Here is a 14,689-nt window from a genome sequence, read left to right as displayed (position 1 = left end):
TCTCGGGAGTAATCCATGAAACACAAGATCCAGTCTCGCGGCCTGCGCAGCGAGATGAGCCCGCGCGCGCTCGATAAATGGAACCCCGCGATCCAGGCGGCCGTCGAGAACACCTCGGACACCATCACGGTGTACGGCGTGATCGGCGAAGACTGGTATGGCGAGGGCGTCACGCTGAAACGAATCGACGCCGCCTTGCGGGCGATCGGGGAGCGCGATGTCACCGTTTACATCAACTCCCCAGGTGGCGACATGTTCGAAGGCATCGCCATCTATAACCGCCTCCAAGAGCACAGCCACGAGGTCACCACCAAGGTGCTGGGCATGGCGGCCAGCGCTGCTTCGATTGTCTTCCTCGCGGGGAGGAAGCGAGAGGTGGCCAGCAGCGCCTTCCTCATGATCCACAACTGCTGGACCTGGCTCGCTGGCAATCGCAACTACCTCCGCGATATCGCCGACGACATGGAGGAGTTCGACGCGGCGATGGCCGACCTCTATGCCGAGACCAGCGGGCAGTCGGCTGAAGACATGGCCGAACTGATGGACGACGAAACCTACATCCGCGGCAAGCGTGCTGTGGAACTCGGCCTGGCCACTGGACTGTTGTCGTCCACCGAGGTCACCGAGCGCGAAACCGAAGACGCCGCCCAGGCCAATGCGCTCAAGGCGATGGACGTAGCCCTGGCCAAGGGCGGTATGCCTCGCTCCGAGCGCCGCGAACTGTTCGCCAGTTTCAAGTCCGGTATGCCTCGCGCTGCCGGCGGGGGCACGCATAACGCTGCCCCGACCGATAAGCCCCGCGCTGTCGCGCCAGACCTCTCCGCCTCTCTGAGCGCGGCAACCAATCTCCTCAATTCTCTGAAAGGAAAATGACCATGGACTTTGAAGCCCAAGTCAAAGAACTCAATGCCAGCCTCAAGGGCATTGGCGACCAGATCAAAAGCCAGGCCGAGGCGGTCGAGAAACAGATCAAGGCCAGCGGCGAGATGAATACCGAAACTCGCGCCAAGGTCGATGAGATGCTGACCAAGCAGGGCGAGCTGCAGGCGCGCCTGGGCGAGGCTGAGCAAAAGCTCGTGAATGCGAGCCGTGACCGCTCTCATCAGGAAGAACCGCAAAAGTCGGTGGGTGCCCTGGTGATCTGCAGCGAAGAAATGCAGGACATGAACTCGTCCTTCCGTGGCTCGCGTCGCGTCTCCGTGCCGCGCGCGGCTATCACCACTGCTACCGGTGGCGACCTGGTTCCCGCCCAGCGTTTGCCCGGTGTCGTCGCGCCGCCGCAACGCCGACTGACGATCCGCGACCTGGTGGCGCCGGGCGAGACGGAGTCGAACTCCATCGAGTACATCCGTGAAACCGGCTACACCAACAACGCGCGCACCGTGGCGGAGGGCACCGCCAAGCCGTACTCCGACATCACCTTCGCCCTGGCGACCGCAAACGTTCGTACCATCGCTCATCTGTTCAAGGCCAGCCGCCAGATGCTAGACGATGCCAAGGCATTGCAGAGCTACATCGACGCTCGTGCGCGCTACGGCCTGAACATGGCTGAAGAGGCCCAGTTGCTTTACGGAAGCGGCACCGGTGCAAACCTGCAAGGCCTCATGACTGTCGCGCAGCTTTACGCCCAGCCCGCTGGCGTGACAGTAGTGGGCGAGCAGCGAATCGACCGCCTGCGCCTGGCGCTGCTGCAGGCCGAACTGGCCGAGTTCCCATCCGACGGCATTGTGCTCAACCCGATCGACTGGGCAGCCATCGAGCTGACTAAGGACGGGGAAGGCCGGTACATCATCGGCCAGCCTCAGGAAGGCACCAACGCGAAGCTCTGGAATCGCCCAGTGGTTTCTACCCAGGCCATGACACAGAACGACTTCCTGGTCGGAGCCTTCAAGCTCGGCGCTCAGATTTTCGACCGCATGGAAATCGAAGTGCTGATCTCGACCGAGAACGACAAGGACTTCGAGAACAACATGGCGACGATCCGTGCTGAGGAGCGTCTGGCCTTTGCGATTTATCGCGATGAGGCGTTCGTCACCGGTCCGCTGATCACTCCTTGATTTCTCTGGCTAGGGGCGTCAGCAATGACGCCCGATTGGAGTACTCCCATGGCACGTAAACAGGAAAAACCAGAGTCCACGGTTGAGCCGAAGGAACCTGTCTCGACCACCGAAACCAGCGGCGGCCAGGCCGTGGATGGGGCTTTGCCCCCTTCGCCTGGTGAAACAGTCTCGCCAAATCCTGGCGAGTCGGGCGCTCCCCCAACAGCTCCAGGCTCGGGTGAGAGCGCAGAGCAGGTGCTGCCGGAAACACAGGCAGACTCGGGTACCGGATCGGACATCGCTGCAAGCGACCTGGGCACCATTGCCGAAGCCCCCGGTACGGACACGGTCGCATCGGAAGTCGCAGATCAGAATGGGCCGGGCGTGACCGACAACGCTGACGAAGCCGATCAGTCGGCTGGAGAGGGTGAGATTGCGGCTAACCCCAATCCAGCAACTCTTCAAATCTACCCGATGCGGTCATACATGGATGAAGGCGAGCTGCGCCGTCGCGGCGGCCCTGGCTATGAGGTTGAGCGGCGCCATGGCGAGGAGCTTGTGCAGCGGCATCTGGCAGCGCTAACGCCGCTGGAGGAGTGAAGATGCCCGTCATCAACATGGCGGTGGCGAGGCATCACCTGCGGGATCCAGAGGATGACGATGAGTACCTACAACTTCTCCTCGAAGCCGCTGAGCAACGTGCCCGCGACTATCTGAATCGCCAATTCTTCGCCGATGCTGATGCTCTCAATGCGGCAGTCGCAGCGGGTTCAGCTGGAGAATCTCCGATGTTGATCAACCCGGCAGTTCAAGCGGCGTGCTTGCTGATTTTTGGCCACCTCTATGCAAATCGGGAAGAGGTCGTGCTAGGGACCATCGCGACTGCTCTGCCGATGGCCTCGAGCGCATTACTGACTCCACACCGAATCGGGTGGGGAATATGAGGGCGGGGCCGCTGCGCCACCGCGGAATCCTCAGCAAAGAGGAGCGTGTTCAAAACAGCACGGGTGGTTACGACAGGGTATGGGTCGACGTTGGCAAGGTTTGGGCGGAGATCACGATGCCCAGCGGCCGAGTCATGCCGATGGCCGAACAACTCACTGCAGTGATCAGTGCCGAGATCCGTATCAGGCCCAGGACCGACGTGGTTGCGGGTTGGAGGTTCACCGAAATCCGTACCGGAGTGACCTACACGATCGAAGCGCCGCTGCTTAACAACGAACGGGACATGTTGCGCCTGCTGTGCTCGAGCGTCCCCAACCCATGATGAGGTGAACAATGAAGATTCGTGCCCTGGGCATCCTCTCCGGCGCCTCTGGCGATCGCGAGAAGGGTGAAGAGTTCGTGGTCGAAAAAGAGTATGGCGCCGGGCTGATCGCCCGCGGCTATGCCGAGGAGGTGACCGAGGTTGCCACCGAGAAGACCGCCAAGCCAACCAAGGCTGAACAGAACAAGGAGTAGGCCATGGCCCGCCGCTCGAAGATGCGCGGCGATATCCGCCTTCGGCGAACGCTGCGCAACATCCACAAGACGATGGACAACGAATTGGCCCCAGCCATGCGCCACGCCGCTGAGCGTGTCCTTGCCACCCAGCAGCAATTGATGCCCAAGGACACAGGCGCAGCCGCCGCAGCGCTGAAGATCTACGTGGCGCCCAGCGGCCTGGATGCGCAGATCGGAATCCGCGGCAAGCGCGACAACCGCAAGTTCTTCTACCTGCGCTTCATCGAGTACGGCACCAAGGGCTATATCGGCAGCAAGCGCGCCGGAAATCGCAACCGTCGAGCCACCAACAAGAGCGACGGCGAGCACTTCTTCGGCAAGTACCCGGACATTCCGGCCCGGCCGGCGCACCCATGGCTTCGGCCCTCCATCGACGTGAACCGCGAGTACGTCATGGCTGACATCGAGACCGCCGTACGGCGCACGCTCCGTAAAGCGAGCCAGGGGGTAGGTAATGGCTGATCCGTCTGTTGCGTTGCAAGAGGCGCTGTTTGCCAGGCTCCTCGCCGAGGTCAGTTGCCCGATTTACGACGGCGCGCCAATGAACGCCGATATGCCCTACGTGTCGATCGACCGCGAGGTCTCGGTCAACGAAAGCCCGATCTCCGGGCGCAAGCGCGAGCAGCGCCTGCTGTACCTGTCGGTCTGGTCTGATGCTGTCGGCCAGGCCGAAGTGAAGCGCATCAACGGCGAGGTGATCGCCGCACTGGACGAGCGACCGCTGCCGCTGGAGGTTGGTCGCGCCGTATCGGTCCGCGTCATCCAGTCGGACGCCCAGCGCGATGCTGACGGCGTTACCTACCAGGGCTCGATCACGGTCCGCGTCATCACCACCCACTGATTCAACCACCGGCCGCGCTGCGGCTTTATCCAATGTGCCTTTGGAGGAACCCCCATGGCCGAAGACAACCTCAACACAGCCGCCGGCTGCCGCCTGGCCATTGGCGGCAAGACCGGTGCCGACACCGAAACCGAGTACAAGGCCGACACCTACGTCGATGTGGGCGAGATCGAAGACCTGGGCGAGTTCGGCGACACCTTCAACCCGGTGAACTTCACCGCGCTGTCCAATGGCCGCGTGCGCAAGTACAAGGGCACCGCCGACGCGGGCGACATGACCCTGGTCGTAGGCCTGGACAACGGCGATGCGGGTCAGAAGGCGATCGGCGTAGCGCACAAGGACCGCTCCAAGGGCAACTACAACATCAGGGTCACGCTGAATGACGGTGATCCAGGTGCGACCCCGGCAATTCTGCCGACCACGTACTACTTCGCGGTGAAGGTGAGCAACAACAAGGTGGCTGCCGGTTCCGCCGACAACGTCGTGCGCCGCAACATCACGCTCGGCATCAACACCGACATCCTCGAAATCCTGCCGGGTCCGGCTACCCCCTGATCGATGGGGCTTCGGCCCCGTCCTCTACTGAGAGAACCCCATGAGCGAAGCTCTGTATGGCACCAAGACGCTGGTGGTCGGTGCGCGAACCTACACCCTGCGGCCAACCTTGGAAGCGGCTCTGCTGATCGAAAGTCGCTTCGGAGGACTGCGCGGTGCGCTCGAATCGATGCGACTCATGAGCATCGGTTCGAGCGCTGACATCATTGTCGCTGGCGCCGGCCTGCAGGCTGACCAGCATGCCCAGGTCGCCGCTGAAGTGTTCCAGACCGGCGTGGCCAAGGTCTCCACCCAGCTGACCGAGTTCATCACTGTCCTGCTCAACCCGGTACCGCCGAGCGTGGTCGCCCGGGGAAAGGACGAGGCGGACAGCACAGCGCAGTGAAGGACGGGAGCTACGTCGACTATTTGTTCGGCGTGGCCACCGGCTGGCTTGGTTGGCCGCCTGACACTGCCTGGCGCACCCCAATACCCCAAATCATGATCGCGCTCGATGCTCGGCTCGACTGGTCCGGCCGCGGGCAGGCCCAGGGACAGAACTCCGGCCAGCAATCCGCGCCGCGACGACCCGTGAGCGTTGCTGACAAGTTGAAGGCTTTCTTCCGGGGCCGCCAGGAAGAGTAACTCGCCGCCTTCGGGCGGTTTTCTTGTGCTTGGAGAAATGCATGGCCGATCAACAAGTCCAGGGCATGTTGGTCCAGATCGAGGCGACCACCGCTCAACTGCGCCGGGAACTTGCCAACGCGGACCAGGTGGTTGCGCGCAGTGCCCAGGCGATGGACCGTAACCTGGCCACCGTCGATTCAGCCTTCGACAGGGCGGGATCTGCCGCTCAGTCTGCTGGCGTGCTGATGCGTGGTGCGTTTGCCGCTGTTGCTGGCGCGGGCCTGATCGGTGGCATCATCAAGCAGGTGGACGCCTACGGGCAGATGTCCGACCGGATGAGGGCTGCAGCTGGCAGCGCCGGCGAATACCAGGTGGTGCAGGAGCGTCTCCTGCGCACCGCCCAGGAAACCTATCGCCCACTGGCTGAGGCACAGGAGCTCTACATCCGCACGGCGGACGTGATGCGCAGCCTGGGCTTCAACACCCAGCAAACCCTGGATATCACCGACAGCTTCAGCTTCCTGCTGGTGACCAACGCGGCGTCTGCCGACAAGGCAGGCTCTGCGCTAGACGCCTACTCCAAGGCGCTGCAGACAGGCAAGATCGATGCTGACGGTTGGGTTTCTATTCAGAGCGCGATGCCGACCATTGTGGACGCCATCGCCGCCGGTACCGGCAAGAGTGCTGCGGAGATCCGCAAGCTTGGGGTGCAGGGCAAGCTTTCTCTGGATGACCTAAACACCGGCCTGCTGCGCACGGTTGAAGCCAACCGCAAGGCCGCTGCCGATATGTCCACCAGCGTGCAGGACGCCCTGGTCAACATCAATAACGCCATCGGCACCTTCCTCGGCAACATGGAGGAGCGCACCGGGGCGGTCGGCGGACTCTCGAAAGTCCTGCTGGTGCTGGCTGACAACGTGGACCTGGTTGCTAGCGCCATGGGCGGGGCGGGTGCCGCCGCGCTCACCCTGTACGTTGCCAAGGCCGGCCTGGCTGTGAAGGCAGCACTGGCTCAGCGCGCTGCGGAGGTGGAGAACGCCCGCGCCGCCCTGCGTGGGGCCGAGGCCCAGCGGATCTATGCACAGGCTCAGGTGCAGCAGGCTCAGGCCTCTGTCGCCGCTGCGACCGGCCTGCAGCGCTTGTCGCTGGTGCAGACACAGCTGTTGCCCAAGCAGGCGGCGCTCAAGGCGTCCACCGACGCGCTGGCCATCGCCCAGGCAAACCTCACGCGCGCTGCCACGGGTGGCCTGCTGGCTGCACTCGGTGGGCCGGCGGGCCTGGCTCTGCTCGCCGGTACCGCCGCCGCCAGCTTCCTGTTCCTGGGCGATAGCGCCGACAAGGCTGGCGTCAGCCTGGACGACATGCACAAGCCAGTTGCGCAGCTGCGCGAGGAGTTCGCCAAGCTCAACCGCGACCAGCGCGAGGCATCGCTGGGCAAATGGCAGCAGGAGCAGGTCGGGGCTGCAGATGCAGTACGCAGCGCTTACGGCGATCTGGCCCAGTCCATCCGCCAGTCAGTGGTTACGGCGCCCGCGCGTGATTCGGGTGGCCAGTACAACCAGCAGTTGCGCGCCTATCAGGAGCTGGTCGACCGGCTGAATGAGGCGCGTGCGGCAGGCGGTGACCTGGCGCCGATTCTGCGTGACGTGGGTGACCGACTGAACCTGCCGGCAGGTACAGTGCAGAAATGGATCACCCAGGCCGGTGCCGTCAGTGACGCCGACCAGCGTTCGGCGCTGATCGCCGAAACACTGCGCGTGCTCAACGGCGTCACCGAAGAAAACACCGCGCAGACCCTGGCCAACAACGCTGCCAAGGCGGGGATGAGCACTGCAGGTCAGACGTACCTGGAGACCCTCCAGAAGCAGCTCGCAGGCCTGCAGGACAACGGCGATGCGCTCAAGATCGCCAACCGCTACATCGCCGAGAATGCAGACCTCACCGAGACGGATCGGCAAGCCATTCTGTCGGCGGCGAGCGCAATCGAGTCGCAGAAGAAGGCCAACAAGGACGCCACGGCAGGTACCAAGGACCGCACCAAGGCCCTGAAGGATGAGATCAAGGCGCTGGACGCCATTATCGACCGCGCTTTGCCCGAGAAGAAACGGCTGGAGGATCTGGCCAAAGGGGTGGAGGGCCTGCGTAAAGCCCAGGCCCAGGGCAAGATCACCACTGCCGAGATGGAGCTCGGCATCAAGAACTTGAACATCGCCTACGGCGACACGACCATTCAGCAGCGCACCGAGGCTGAGCGGAAGCTTGCCGAGCAGCGGCGCAACAGCGCCGAGGCCTACCGCAAGGCCATGGAGGTGGTGCTGCAGACCCGGCAGGACGCGATAAATGCCGACGTGGCCGGGGTCGGTATGGGTGACGATGAGCGCGAGCAGGCCGACCGCCTGAACGCTGTACGGCAGAAGTACGCCGAGGCGCGCCGGCAGTTGGAGGAGCAGCAGGAGGATGTCTCTCGGCGTCTCAGCCAGCAAGCCTATGAAGAACGTCTGGCCGACTTGGCCGACTACCAGGCGCGCGAACTGCAGATGGAGGTGGACGGCCACAGCGCCCGCCTCGAAGCCCAGCGCGACTATCGCAACGGCGCGCGCCGGGCGTGGGCGAATATCCAGGCGGATGCGACTGATGTAGCAGGTGCAACGGACCGCGCCCTGACCGCCGGCTTCGATTCGGCCAGCGCCTCGCTCGCGAACTTCACCATGACCGGCAAGATGAAGTTCAAGGACTTCGCCACCAGCATCATCAGCGACATGGCGAGGATAGCCAGCCAGCAGGCTGCGAGCTCGTTGCTCAGCGGCCTGGTAGGTATTGGCGTTTCCGCGATTGGCAGCTACTTCGGCGGTGGTGGCGGCAATGGCCTGCCGGCCGGATCTGCCGGAGCGGTATCGTCAAACCTTGGTGCTTCGCAGGCCGGTTACTCCAGCGCCTACTTCCAGGCCTTGGGCGGTGCCTGGGATGGCGGCGTGCAGATGTTCGCCAAGGGCGGCGCCTTTACCAACAGCGTACTGACCAAGCCCACAGGCTTTGGCATGGCCGGTGGCGGGCTGGGCATTGCTGGCGAAGCAGGTCCGGAAGCCATCATGCCGCTGGCACGAGGCGCCGATGGCTCGTTGGGTGTGCAGGTGGTGGGCGGTAACCAAGGAGGGGGCACTGTGGTGCAGATCAGCGCGCCCATGAGCATCACGGTCGAAGATCGCAGTTCGGAAGGCATGCAACTCGACACTGCCGCGCTCGAGCAGAACTTGGTCAAGCAAATGGATGGTGTGGCTGAACGTGCTATCGCTGCCTCTTGGCGCCCAGGCGGGGCCAGCTATCGAAACATGAAGGGGAGGTAGTCGTGGCTATCGAGACATTCACCTGGTCGCCAGATGATGAGGCCAGTGGCGAGAGCGTGCTGAAAACCCGAAAGTCGCAATTCGGCGACAACTACACCCAGGTGGTGGGTGATGGGATCAACGCCGAGAACGACAGTTGGACGTTGTCATTCGGAGGTGTCGCGGAGGAAGTGGACCCCATCGTCGCCTTCATCCGCTCCCATGGCGGTTTCAGGTCGTTCCTGTGGACCCCGCCGGAAGGCGAGCTCGGGCTGTATCGCTGCGAGCGAATCGGCCAGCAGCGCCGCCCCGGCGGCATTGCCGTCATCAGCCTGACTTTTGAAAGGGCATACCACCCATGAGCCTGATTTCACAGATCCAGAAGCTTGAGCCAGGCTCCGAGGTGCTGCTGTTCGAACTGGATGGTTCTGACTTCGGCGCCGATGTGCTGCGCTTTCATGGCCACGCCATTCCGCACACGGCGCAGGAGCTCGCAGCGGCTGCCGCCGACGCCGATCAGCTGCCGGCGAAATCGATCTGGTGGCAGGGGGAGGAGTATGGCGCCTGGCCGCTGCAGGTTGAGGGTATTGAGGCAAACTCGGACGGTACCGCTGTGCGCCCGACGATATCGGTCGGCAACGTCAACGGCAGGATCACCGCGCTGTGCTTCGCTTTCGCTGACCTGCTCGAGTTCAAGCTGACAATCCGGAATACGCTAGGCCAGTTCCTGGACGCGGCGAACTTCCCGGATGGTAACACCGGAGCAGATCCAACCCAGGAGAGCATCGAGGTCTGGTACATCGACCAGAAGGTGTCGGAGAACGGCCAGAAAGTGTCATGGGAGCTGGCCAGCCCTGGCGATGTAGGCGGGGAGACCATCGGGCGGCAGATGACTACGCTGTGCCACTGGGCCATGACCAACGGGTACCGGGGGCCGAACTGTGGCTACACCGGGCCGTACCGTGACAAGGACGGCAACCTGACCGACAACCCTGAACTTGACGAATGCGACGGCTGCCTGGGCACCGGGTGCGTCCCGCGCTTCGGCGTGGGCAATCCGCTGCCCTTTGGTGGTTTCCCCGCCGTCTCCCTGATCGCACGGAGCTGAGCATGCGAAAACACATCCTTGCTGCCGTGCAAGCGCACGCCGCGGCGGAATACCCGCGCGAGTGTTGCGGGCTGCTGCTGGCGGTTGGCCGCAAGCAGGTTTACTTCCCATGCCAAAACGCGGCCACCGAGCCGACCGAGGAATTTCGGATCGCGGCCGAGCAGTACGCCGAGGCAGAAGACCAGGGGCAGGTGATCGGCATCGTGCACTCGCACCCTGACGCCACCAGCAGGCCGTCCCCGCGTGACCTTGCCATGTGCGAAGCCACAGGGCTGCCCTGGCACATCCTGTCGTGGCCGGAGGGCGACCTGCGGACCATCACACCGACTGGCGAGACCGCACTGCTGGGGCGCCCATTCGTGCACGGTGCCTGGGACTGCTGGCAGGTCTGCGCTGACTGGTATAAGCGGCAGTGGGGGATCGACTTTCCCGCTTACGCTCGTGAGGACGGGTGGTGGGAGCACGCAGACAACCCGAGCCTGTACGAGCAGCTCTACGAGCAGGCTGGCTTCTTCCAGGTTGACCGGCCGCAACGTGGCGACATGATCGTCATGGCCGTGGGGCGCACCGTGCACCCAAACCATGCCGGGATCTATCTGGGCACAGACCCAGGCCTGCCCGGCGAGCAGCCTGAGGTGTTCGGCCCTGGCCCGTTCCTGCTGCACCACCTGTACGGCAGGCCATCAGAAATCATTGTGTTCGGCGGGCCATGGCTCGACCGGACCCGCCTTGTGTTGCGTTGTTCAGACGCGCCGGGCTGACAAGGAGTGAACATGAGCGACCTCAGTGCGAGACTTGAAGCGGAGCGAATGGCATCGCTGGCTGCACATGCAGGGCAGCCAGTTTCCATCCTCAAATCAATCATCGTAACCCCTGTCATGATCAATGCAGCGGTGGCGTACTGGGAGGGGCTGCATTCGTCCGAGCTCAATGAGCTTCGTCTGGACGATCTTTACCGAATCATGGCTGCGAATCGTCCGAGACATCTGGCAGGCCTAAAAGAGTGTCCCTGACCTTCTTGAGGATGTCGTCTAGAGCTTCCAAGGCTTTATCAATGATGAAGGTTGGAGGATTTGCTCCCATCAGAGCGGCAATCGAATGCATGAGCGACATGACCTCCACCAATCCGAGAGAGATTTCTTGAAGATTGCGAAGGTCTATCTCCCGTTCATTGCTGGAGTCACGCTCCTTCAGGCTCAGGAAATTGCTTGCGATAGCACTGTCTTCGCCCTCGGGAGATAGCGACCATTGCCAGTGTGCAACTACGTTCCGTAGTGATGTCAGCTTGTCGTAATGTGAAATTGCGATGTCGATCCGCTCCACCAACGGCGGATACAGCTTACTTTCGTTTTCTCTCCGAAAAGCCTTTATGAGCGAGAGTAAAGAGTTGGAGCGCAACTTAAGAGTTCGAGAAATGACCTTTGCTTGGTCAGTGCTCACCCCTGATAGCGCGTGAAATAGAGCATAAAGCGCAGGATCGCAGCCCGCGTGATTCGTGACGATCTGGCCTATCTCGCGTTTCATTGCATCTGAAGGGCCGGCTCTGTAGCCCCAGCGGCCATCGCTGTTGTCACTGATCATCTGACCCCCTAGGTCATCATGCCCCAGTCCATGGGCTTTCCGGCTATGGCCAGGGGCGGTTCGTTGGAAGGCACAACGCTACTACGCCAGCGTTCAGGCCGCGTACTGGCATTCCATCCAGCTCAGACGATTCAGGGTAGTTCGGCTATCCTAGATCTTTCTCTTTAGGATCAGGCGGATGGAAATAGGGAAGGTTTCACTGGTCGACGCGATCACGCTGCTGATCGCGCTATTGAGCCTGTTTGTAGCTTGGTGGGCGCTCAGAAGGACAAAGATGACTGAGCTCTTTACCCTGCGGCAGAGCGTAGTAACCAAGTCGGAGCAAGCCAGATCGGAATGGCACAAGCTCAATAGGGAAAACGAATCCCTGATCAGGGATGTGAGCCATCGATTCCCTGCCGGATTGCCTGAGGTTGCTGCTCTGTTGGACTTCCTGATGGGTCAACGGGAGCACTTTGCACTTTGCCTTCGAGATTCGGCTGCCCTAGCAGAGGATGTCCATGCCACCGTGGACACATTCAATGAGAAGAAATGTCGGCTCTATCTTCGGTATATTGAGCCGAGTCTCGAAAAGCTGGCGCGCAATCAGGGTGTTTCGACAAAACGATATGAGGATCTTCTCCATCGAATGCAAGAAGCATCGAGTCCCGATCGTAGAATGTAGACAGCGCTCCACTGTCTTTCCGTCCAGGGTGAATGGGTAGACAGTGATGCGTGAAAGCTTGACCAGCGATAGGCTTGCATTATGATATCTTGATTAATTTAACATACCAATAGTGCCAAGGCAGGGAGCTGTTCGTGCAGAAAAAAATTCAAATTCAATCGCTGAACTTACCTAGAGCATATCCAGCGGAAGGTGCTATAAAATCTTTCGGGCAATCCAGGGCTAACTATGATGCGGATTTTTGGGAATTTGAATATATAAGTTATAGATATTTAAGCGAATTGGATAGCAGGGCCTTAGAGAAAAGGCACGCTGAAATCGTTAAGAATCTTGAGTGTCTTGCATCTCCCGATCGCGACGTGATTCCATGCCTCTCGTTCTTGAGTTCTTGGTATTGGTATAGAAAAGAACACCAAACAAGGCTTGAAATGGCCATGCGAGGTATATCCGCACCACTAAGCTCTGGCTACCAACCAAAATCTGGAACGGGGGATGTCCCTGTGCGCCCAAGGCATCCAAATGCCGGTGATGTACTGTACCGATACGGAAACTTGAAATGGCTAGATAAATTGAGTGAAGTCGGTGGGTTGCGGATGTGGCACGCTGACTTTTATGCAAAGCTTGAGACGGATGTTGCCCGTCAAGATCATGAGATGGTGAAGGATAGGTTTCTTAACGGCCCAAAGACAATTATCACAAATATGGATGGTTTGAGAATACCTACGGTTGGCGACGTACGGATAAGTCATAGTGGTCCAGAGTACTTCCTTTTGTGCATGTCGTGCGATTGGGATGTAGGATTGTTCGATGATTTCAATGTCGAACATTGTGGTATTGTAGAAGATGTTGATGGCTTTGCGCTGAAGCTAGAAGTGGCGCTAGCGCGCGCGATGCCTGGGTATTTATTTCATCATAATCCAGTAGAGTATTTTGATCCCTATGAAGGTGTGAAGAACCAATATTATTCGCATGCTATGTCGAAAGATTTTAAGTATGCGTACCAAAGGGAGTATCGATTTCTGGCTTTGAATACGAATTCTGCTGGATCTGGTGCGGAGTATGTGGACTTAGAAATTGGCCCATTGGGTGGAGGGTTCAATATAAAATCGCGATAGAAGTGGTTCAGCTTGCAGTGACTTCTGGTCAATGCATCGCAAGCCCAGCCGCGCGCCGGGCTTCTTGCATCTGGTCCTAATCATCATTTTTGCCGCAGCTTCGCCCCGTGATGCTTCGACAGGTCGCTGATATGGAAGGCATCTGCAAGCCTCACCTTTGCCTGGTCCTCAGCCTGCGCTATAGCCTCGGCGCGCTCCCGGGCGCGGATCAAAGCGACATCCTCCGCCCAATGCGCCAGCGCCTCGGCAAATCTCTGCCTCTCTTTCTCGAGCATCCGCGCACCCTTTGAGGGAGTGGTTCAAGAGAGGAAAGGATAGACCTGGCCGCAGCGCTTCATGCTGGCGTTTGTCGCCTCGGTCTTTGCAGTCTGGTCAGGTCGCTCGATACAGTAGGCCTTCAAATGGAGGGCCTATGAAGTCACTGATCGTAATTGCCGCCTTTGCTTTCATGGCGGGCTGCTCATCAGCCAAGCCGGAAAGACAGCATCAAGAGACCCAAGAGTGTATGACCTACCGCTCCATGATGACCGCGCCGATGGCGCCAGATGCTATGGAACGGCTGAGGGTAGGTTGCGAGGGGTCAAATTAAAAGTTGGATCGTAAGGCGCCGAATATCTGGTGTAGGGATACCCAATCAGGTTTTGAATCCGTTTCGGCGGTTTTTTTGTATCTAAAGTTTCTTTTGGAGAAAGCATGAGCGTAATCCAGTACGCCCCCATGACCACCATAAAACTGTCCGGTTCACTTGCTAAGAGATTTGGTCGCACCCACCGGCGCCAGCTGGAGAGTGGCGACACTTGGGAGGCCTTCAGAGCCTTGAAGGCTACGCTGACGGGCTTCGAAGAGGAGATCCGCCGCCTGGATGAAATGGGGCTGCGTTTTGCGGTTTTCAGGAACCGAAAAAACGTTGGAACCAATGATTTTGATCGTGGCGGAGTTCGCGAACTGCGGCTCGTGCCAGTGGTTGGTGGTAGCAAGCGTGGCGGACTGCTTCAAACTGTAGTTGGCATCGCGCTTATAGCGGCGGTGGCGATCTTTGCTCCGGCTGGCCTCGGTGCAATTGGCGCTGGTGGCACCTGGGGCATTACGGGAGCAATAGGCGTCTCGATGGCGGTTGGCGGGGTGATACAGATGCTCAGCCCCCAGGCCAAAGGTCTATCCATGAGCGGCGCACCCGAGAACCTTCCGTCGTACGCTTTCGGGGCTGCCAAGAACACCACGGCCAGCGGTAACCCGGTACCGATCTGCATCGGGAAACGCCGCTGGGGCGGGGCGATCATATCCGCATCGGTCTACGCCGAGGACAAAGCGTAGTCACCCGAAATGCCACCAACCGCCTACGGGCGGTTTTTTA

Annotated in this window: 21 protein-coding genes; 19 read left to right on the top strand and 2 right to left on the bottom strand. The window is 60.4% G+C overall.

The genetic code is table 11. From position 1 onward, the window contains the following. The first annotated feature begins 15 nt into the window (after nt 1-15). The 15 genes from AB688_RS18100 to AB688_RS18030 are packed head-to-tail and all read left to right on the top strand — an operon-like array spanning nt 16 to nt 10,736. A complete protein-coding gene (locus tag AB688_RS18100) occupies nt 16-873 on the top strand; it encodes a head maturation protease, ClpP-related (RefSeq protein WP_063545382.1) in 858 nt (285 codons plus the stop codon). Between the two features lie 2 nt (nt 874-875). Next, nucleotides 876-2,057 carry a phage major capsid protein gene (locus AB688_RS18095; protein WP_063545381.1) on the top strand — a complete coding sequence of 394 codons (1,182 nt, stop codon included), beginning with the start codon at nt 876-878 and terminating at the stop codon, nt 2,055-2,057. Nucleotides 2,058-2,105: 48 nt separating this feature from the next. After that, entirely contained in the window at nt 2,106-2,639 is a 534-nt protein-coding gene (locus AB688_RS18090) for a hypothetical protein (protein WP_063545380.1), read from the top strand. 2 nt (nt 2,640-2,641) lie between these two features. Then, nucleotides 2,642-2,983, top strand: a complete 342-nt coding sequence (locus tag AB688_RS18085) for a head-tail connector protein (protein WP_063545379.1) — start codon at nt 2,642-2,644, stop codon at nt 2,981-2,983. Then, a complete protein-coding gene (locus AB688_RS18080) occupies nt 2,980-3,306 on the top strand; it encodes a phage head closure protein (protein WP_063545378.1) in 327 nt (108 codons plus the stop codon). Before AB688_RS18085 ends, AB688_RS18080 begins: the two co-directional genes overlap by 4 nt. An 11-nt stretch (nt 3,307-3,317) precedes the next feature. Beyond that, nucleotides 3,318-3,500, top strand: coding sequence for a hypothetical protein (locus AB688_RS18075; protein WP_063545377.1), 183 nt, complete (start codon nt 3,318-3,320; stop codon nt 3,498-3,500). Between the two features lie 3 nt (nt 3,501-3,503). Continuing rightward, the gene (locus tag AB688_RS18070; protein WP_063545376.1) at nt 3,504-4,004 is read left to right on the top strand and encodes an HK97 gp10 family phage protein; all 501 of its coding nucleotides are present in this window, start codon (nt 3,504-3,506) and stop codon (nt 4,002-4,004) included. After that, a complete protein-coding gene (locus AB688_RS18065) occupies nt 3,997-4,383 on the top strand; it encodes a DUF3168 domain-containing protein (RefSeq protein ID WP_063545375.1) in 387 nt (128 codons plus the stop codon). Before AB688_RS18070 ends, AB688_RS18065 begins: the two co-directional genes overlap by 8 nt. 54 nt (nt 4,384-4,437) lie before the next feature. Then, the gene (locus AB688_RS18060; RefSeq protein ID WP_063545374.1) at nt 4,438-4,938 is read left to right on the top strand and encodes a hypothetical protein; all 501 of its coding nucleotides are present in this window, start codon (nt 4,438-4,440) and stop codon (nt 4,936-4,938) included. Nucleotides 4,939-4,978: 40 nt separating this feature from the next. Continuing rightward, the gene (locus AB688_RS18055; RefSeq protein WP_063545373.1) at nt 4,979-5,323 is read left to right on the top strand and encodes a hypothetical protein; all 345 of its coding nucleotides are present in this window, start codon (nt 4,979-4,981) and stop codon (nt 5,321-5,323) included. Then, a complete protein-coding gene (locus AB688_RS27225; protein WP_063545372.1) occupies nt 5,320-5,562 on the top strand; it encodes a hypothetical protein in 243 nt (80 codons plus the stop codon). Before AB688_RS18055 ends, AB688_RS27225 begins: the two co-directional genes overlap by 4 nt. 41 nt (nt 5,563-5,603) lie before the next feature. Continuing rightward, on the top strand, nt 5,604-8,888 hold the full coding sequence (locus tag AB688_RS18045; protein WP_063545371.1) for a phage tail tape measure protein: 3,285 nt from the start codon (nt 5,604-5,606) through the stop codon (nt 8,886-8,888). A gap of 2 nt (nt 8,889-8,890) precedes the next feature. Continuing rightward, nucleotides 8,891-9,229 carry a phage tail protein gene (locus AB688_RS18040; RefSeq protein WP_063545370.1) on the top strand — a complete coding sequence of 113 codons (339 nt, stop codon included), beginning with the start codon at nt 8,891-8,893 and terminating at the stop codon, nt 9,227-9,229. Then, nucleotides 9,226-9,975 carry a phage minor tail protein L gene (locus tag AB688_RS18035; protein WP_063545369.1) on the top strand — a complete coding sequence of 250 codons (750 nt, stop codon included), beginning with the start codon at nt 9,226-9,228 and terminating at the stop codon, nt 9,973-9,975. Before AB688_RS18040 ends, AB688_RS18035 begins: the two co-directional genes overlap by 4 nt. 2 nt (nt 9,976-9,977) lie before the next feature. Continuing rightward, complete coding sequence (locus AB688_RS18030; RefSeq protein WP_063545368.1) at nt 9,978-10,736, top strand: C40 family peptidase; 759 nt, start codon at nt 9,978-9,980, stop codon at nt 10,734-10,736. Nucleotides 10,737-10,935: 199 nt separating this feature from the next. On the opposite strand, the gene AB688_RS18025 is transcribed toward AB688_RS18030, so the two are convergent. Next, nucleotides 10,936-11,556 (bottom strand): hypothetical protein, encoded by a 621-nt coding sequence (locus AB688_RS18025; protein ID WP_063545367.1) that lies wholly within the window; start codon nt 11,554-11,556, stop codon nt 10,936-10,938. A gap of 178 nt (nt 11,557-11,734) precedes the next feature. On the opposite strand from AB688_RS18025, the gene AB688_RS18020 reads away from it, so the two are divergent. Next, a complete protein-coding gene (locus tag AB688_RS18020; protein ID WP_063545366.1) occupies nt 11,735-12,220 on the top strand; it encodes a hypothetical protein in 486 nt (161 codons plus the stop codon). A 134-nt stretch (nt 12,221-12,354) separates the two neighbouring features. After that, complete coding sequence (locus AB688_RS26885) at nt 12,355-13,335, top strand: hypothetical protein (RefSeq protein ID WP_155738220.1); 981 nt, start codon at nt 12,355-12,357, stop codon at nt 13,333-13,335. Between the two features lie 83 nt (nt 13,336-13,418). On the opposite strand, the gene AB688_RS18015 is transcribed toward AB688_RS26885, so the two are convergent. Then, nucleotides 13,419-13,610: a hypothetical protein gene (locus AB688_RS18015; RefSeq protein WP_063545365.1), complete on the bottom strand. Its 192-nt coding sequence runs from the start codon at nt 13,608-13,610 to the stop codon at nt 13,419-13,421. 137 nt (nt 13,611-13,747) lie between these two features. On the opposite strand from AB688_RS18015, the gene AB688_RS26880 reads away from it, so the two are divergent. Together AB688_RS26880 and AB688_RS18010 are read left to right on the top strand one after the other, a co-directional pair. Next, nucleotides 13,748-13,924, top strand: coding sequence for a hypothetical protein (locus AB688_RS26880; protein ID WP_155738219.1), 177 nt, complete (start codon nt 13,748-13,750; stop codon nt 13,922-13,924). 104 nt (nt 13,925-14,028) lie between these two features. Then, nucleotides 14,029-14,649, top strand: coding sequence for a tail assembly protein (locus AB688_RS18010; RefSeq protein ID WP_063545364.1), 621 nt, complete (start codon nt 14,029-14,031; stop codon nt 14,647-14,649). Nucleotides 14,650-14,689 lie beyond the last annotated feature (40 nt).

The organism is Pseudomonas putida, assembly GCF_001636055.1.
Taxonomy (GTDB): Bacteria; Pseudomonadota; Gammaproteobacteria; order Pseudomonadales; family Pseudomonadaceae; genus Aquipseudomonas; species Aquipseudomonas machongensis.
This window is presented reverse-complemented; position numbering and strand designations above follow the sequence as displayed.

What these genes read in the sequence shown, in the direction of transcription:
- AB688_RS18100 (WP_063545382.1), top strand. Translation starts at nt 16, where the DNA reads ATGAAACACAAGATCCAGTCTCGCGGCCTGCGCAGCGAGATGAGCCCG.
- AB688_RS18095 (WP_063545381.1), top strand. Translation starts at nt 876, where the DNA reads ATGGACTTTGAAGCCCAAGTCAAAGAACTCAATGCCAGCCTCAAGGGC.
- AB688_RS18090 (WP_063545380.1), top strand. Translation starts at nt 2,106, where the DNA reads ATGGCACGTAAACAGGAAAAACCAGAGTCCACGGTTGAGCCGAAGGAA.
- AB688_RS18085 (WP_063545379.1), top strand. Translation starts at nt 2,642, where the DNA reads ATGCCCGTCATCAACATGGCGGTGGCGAGGCATCACCTGCGGGATCCA.
- AB688_RS18080 (WP_063545378.1), top strand. Translation starts at nt 2,980, where the DNA reads ATGAGGGCGGGGCCGCTGCGCCACCGCGGAATCCTCAGCAAAGAGGAG.
- AB688_RS18075 (WP_063545377.1), top strand. Translation starts at nt 3,318, where the DNA reads ATGAAGATTCGTGCCCTGGGCATCCTCTCCGGCGCCTCTGGCGATCGC.
- AB688_RS18070 (WP_063545376.1), top strand. Translation starts at nt 3,504, where the DNA reads ATGGCCCGCCGCTCGAAGATGCGCGGCGATATCCGCCTTCGGCGAACG.
- AB688_RS18065 (WP_063545375.1), top strand. Translation starts at nt 3,997, where the DNA reads ATGGCTGATCCGTCTGTTGCGTTGCAAGAGGCGCTGTTTGCCAGGCTC.
- AB688_RS18060 (WP_063545374.1), top strand. Translation starts at nt 4,438, where the DNA reads ATGGCCGAAGACAACCTCAACACAGCCGCCGGCTGCCGCCTGGCCATT.
- AB688_RS18055 (WP_063545373.1), top strand. Translation starts at nt 4,979, where the DNA reads ATGAGCGAAGCTCTGTATGGCACCAAGACGCTGGTGGTCGGTGCGCGA.
- AB688_RS18045 (WP_063545371.1), top strand. Translation starts at nt 5,604, where the DNA reads ATGGCCGATCAACAAGTCCAGGGCATGTTGGTCCAGATCGAGGCGACC.
- AB688_RS18035 (WP_063545369.1), top strand. Translation starts at nt 9,226, where the DNA reads ATGAGCCTGATTTCACAGATCCAGAAGCTTGAGCCAGGCTCCGAGGTG.
- AB688_RS18030 (WP_063545368.1), top strand. Translation starts at nt 9,978, where the DNA reads ATGCGAAAACACATCCTTGCTGCCGTGCAAGCGCACGCCGCGGCGGAA.
- AB688_RS18025 (WP_063545367.1), bottom strand. Translation starts at nt 11,556, where the DNA reads ATGATCAGTGACAACAGCGATGGCCGCTGGGGCTACAGAGCCGGCCCT.
- AB688_RS18020 (WP_063545366.1), top strand. Translation starts at nt 11,735, where the DNA reads ATGGAAATAGGGAAGGTTTCACTGGTCGACGCGATCACGCTGCTGATC.
- AB688_RS18015 (WP_063545365.1), bottom strand. Translation starts at nt 13,610, where the DNA reads ATGCTCGAGAAAGAGAGGCAGAGATTTGCCGAGGCGCTGGCGCATTGG.
- AB688_RS26880 (WP_155738219.1), top strand. Translation starts at nt 13,748, where the DNA reads ATGAAGTCACTGATCGTAATTGCCGCCTTTGCTTTCATGGCGGGCTGC.
- AB688_RS18010 (WP_063545364.1), top strand. Translation starts at nt 14,029, where the DNA reads ATGAGCGTAATCCAGTACGCCCCCATGACCACCATAAAACTGTCCGGT.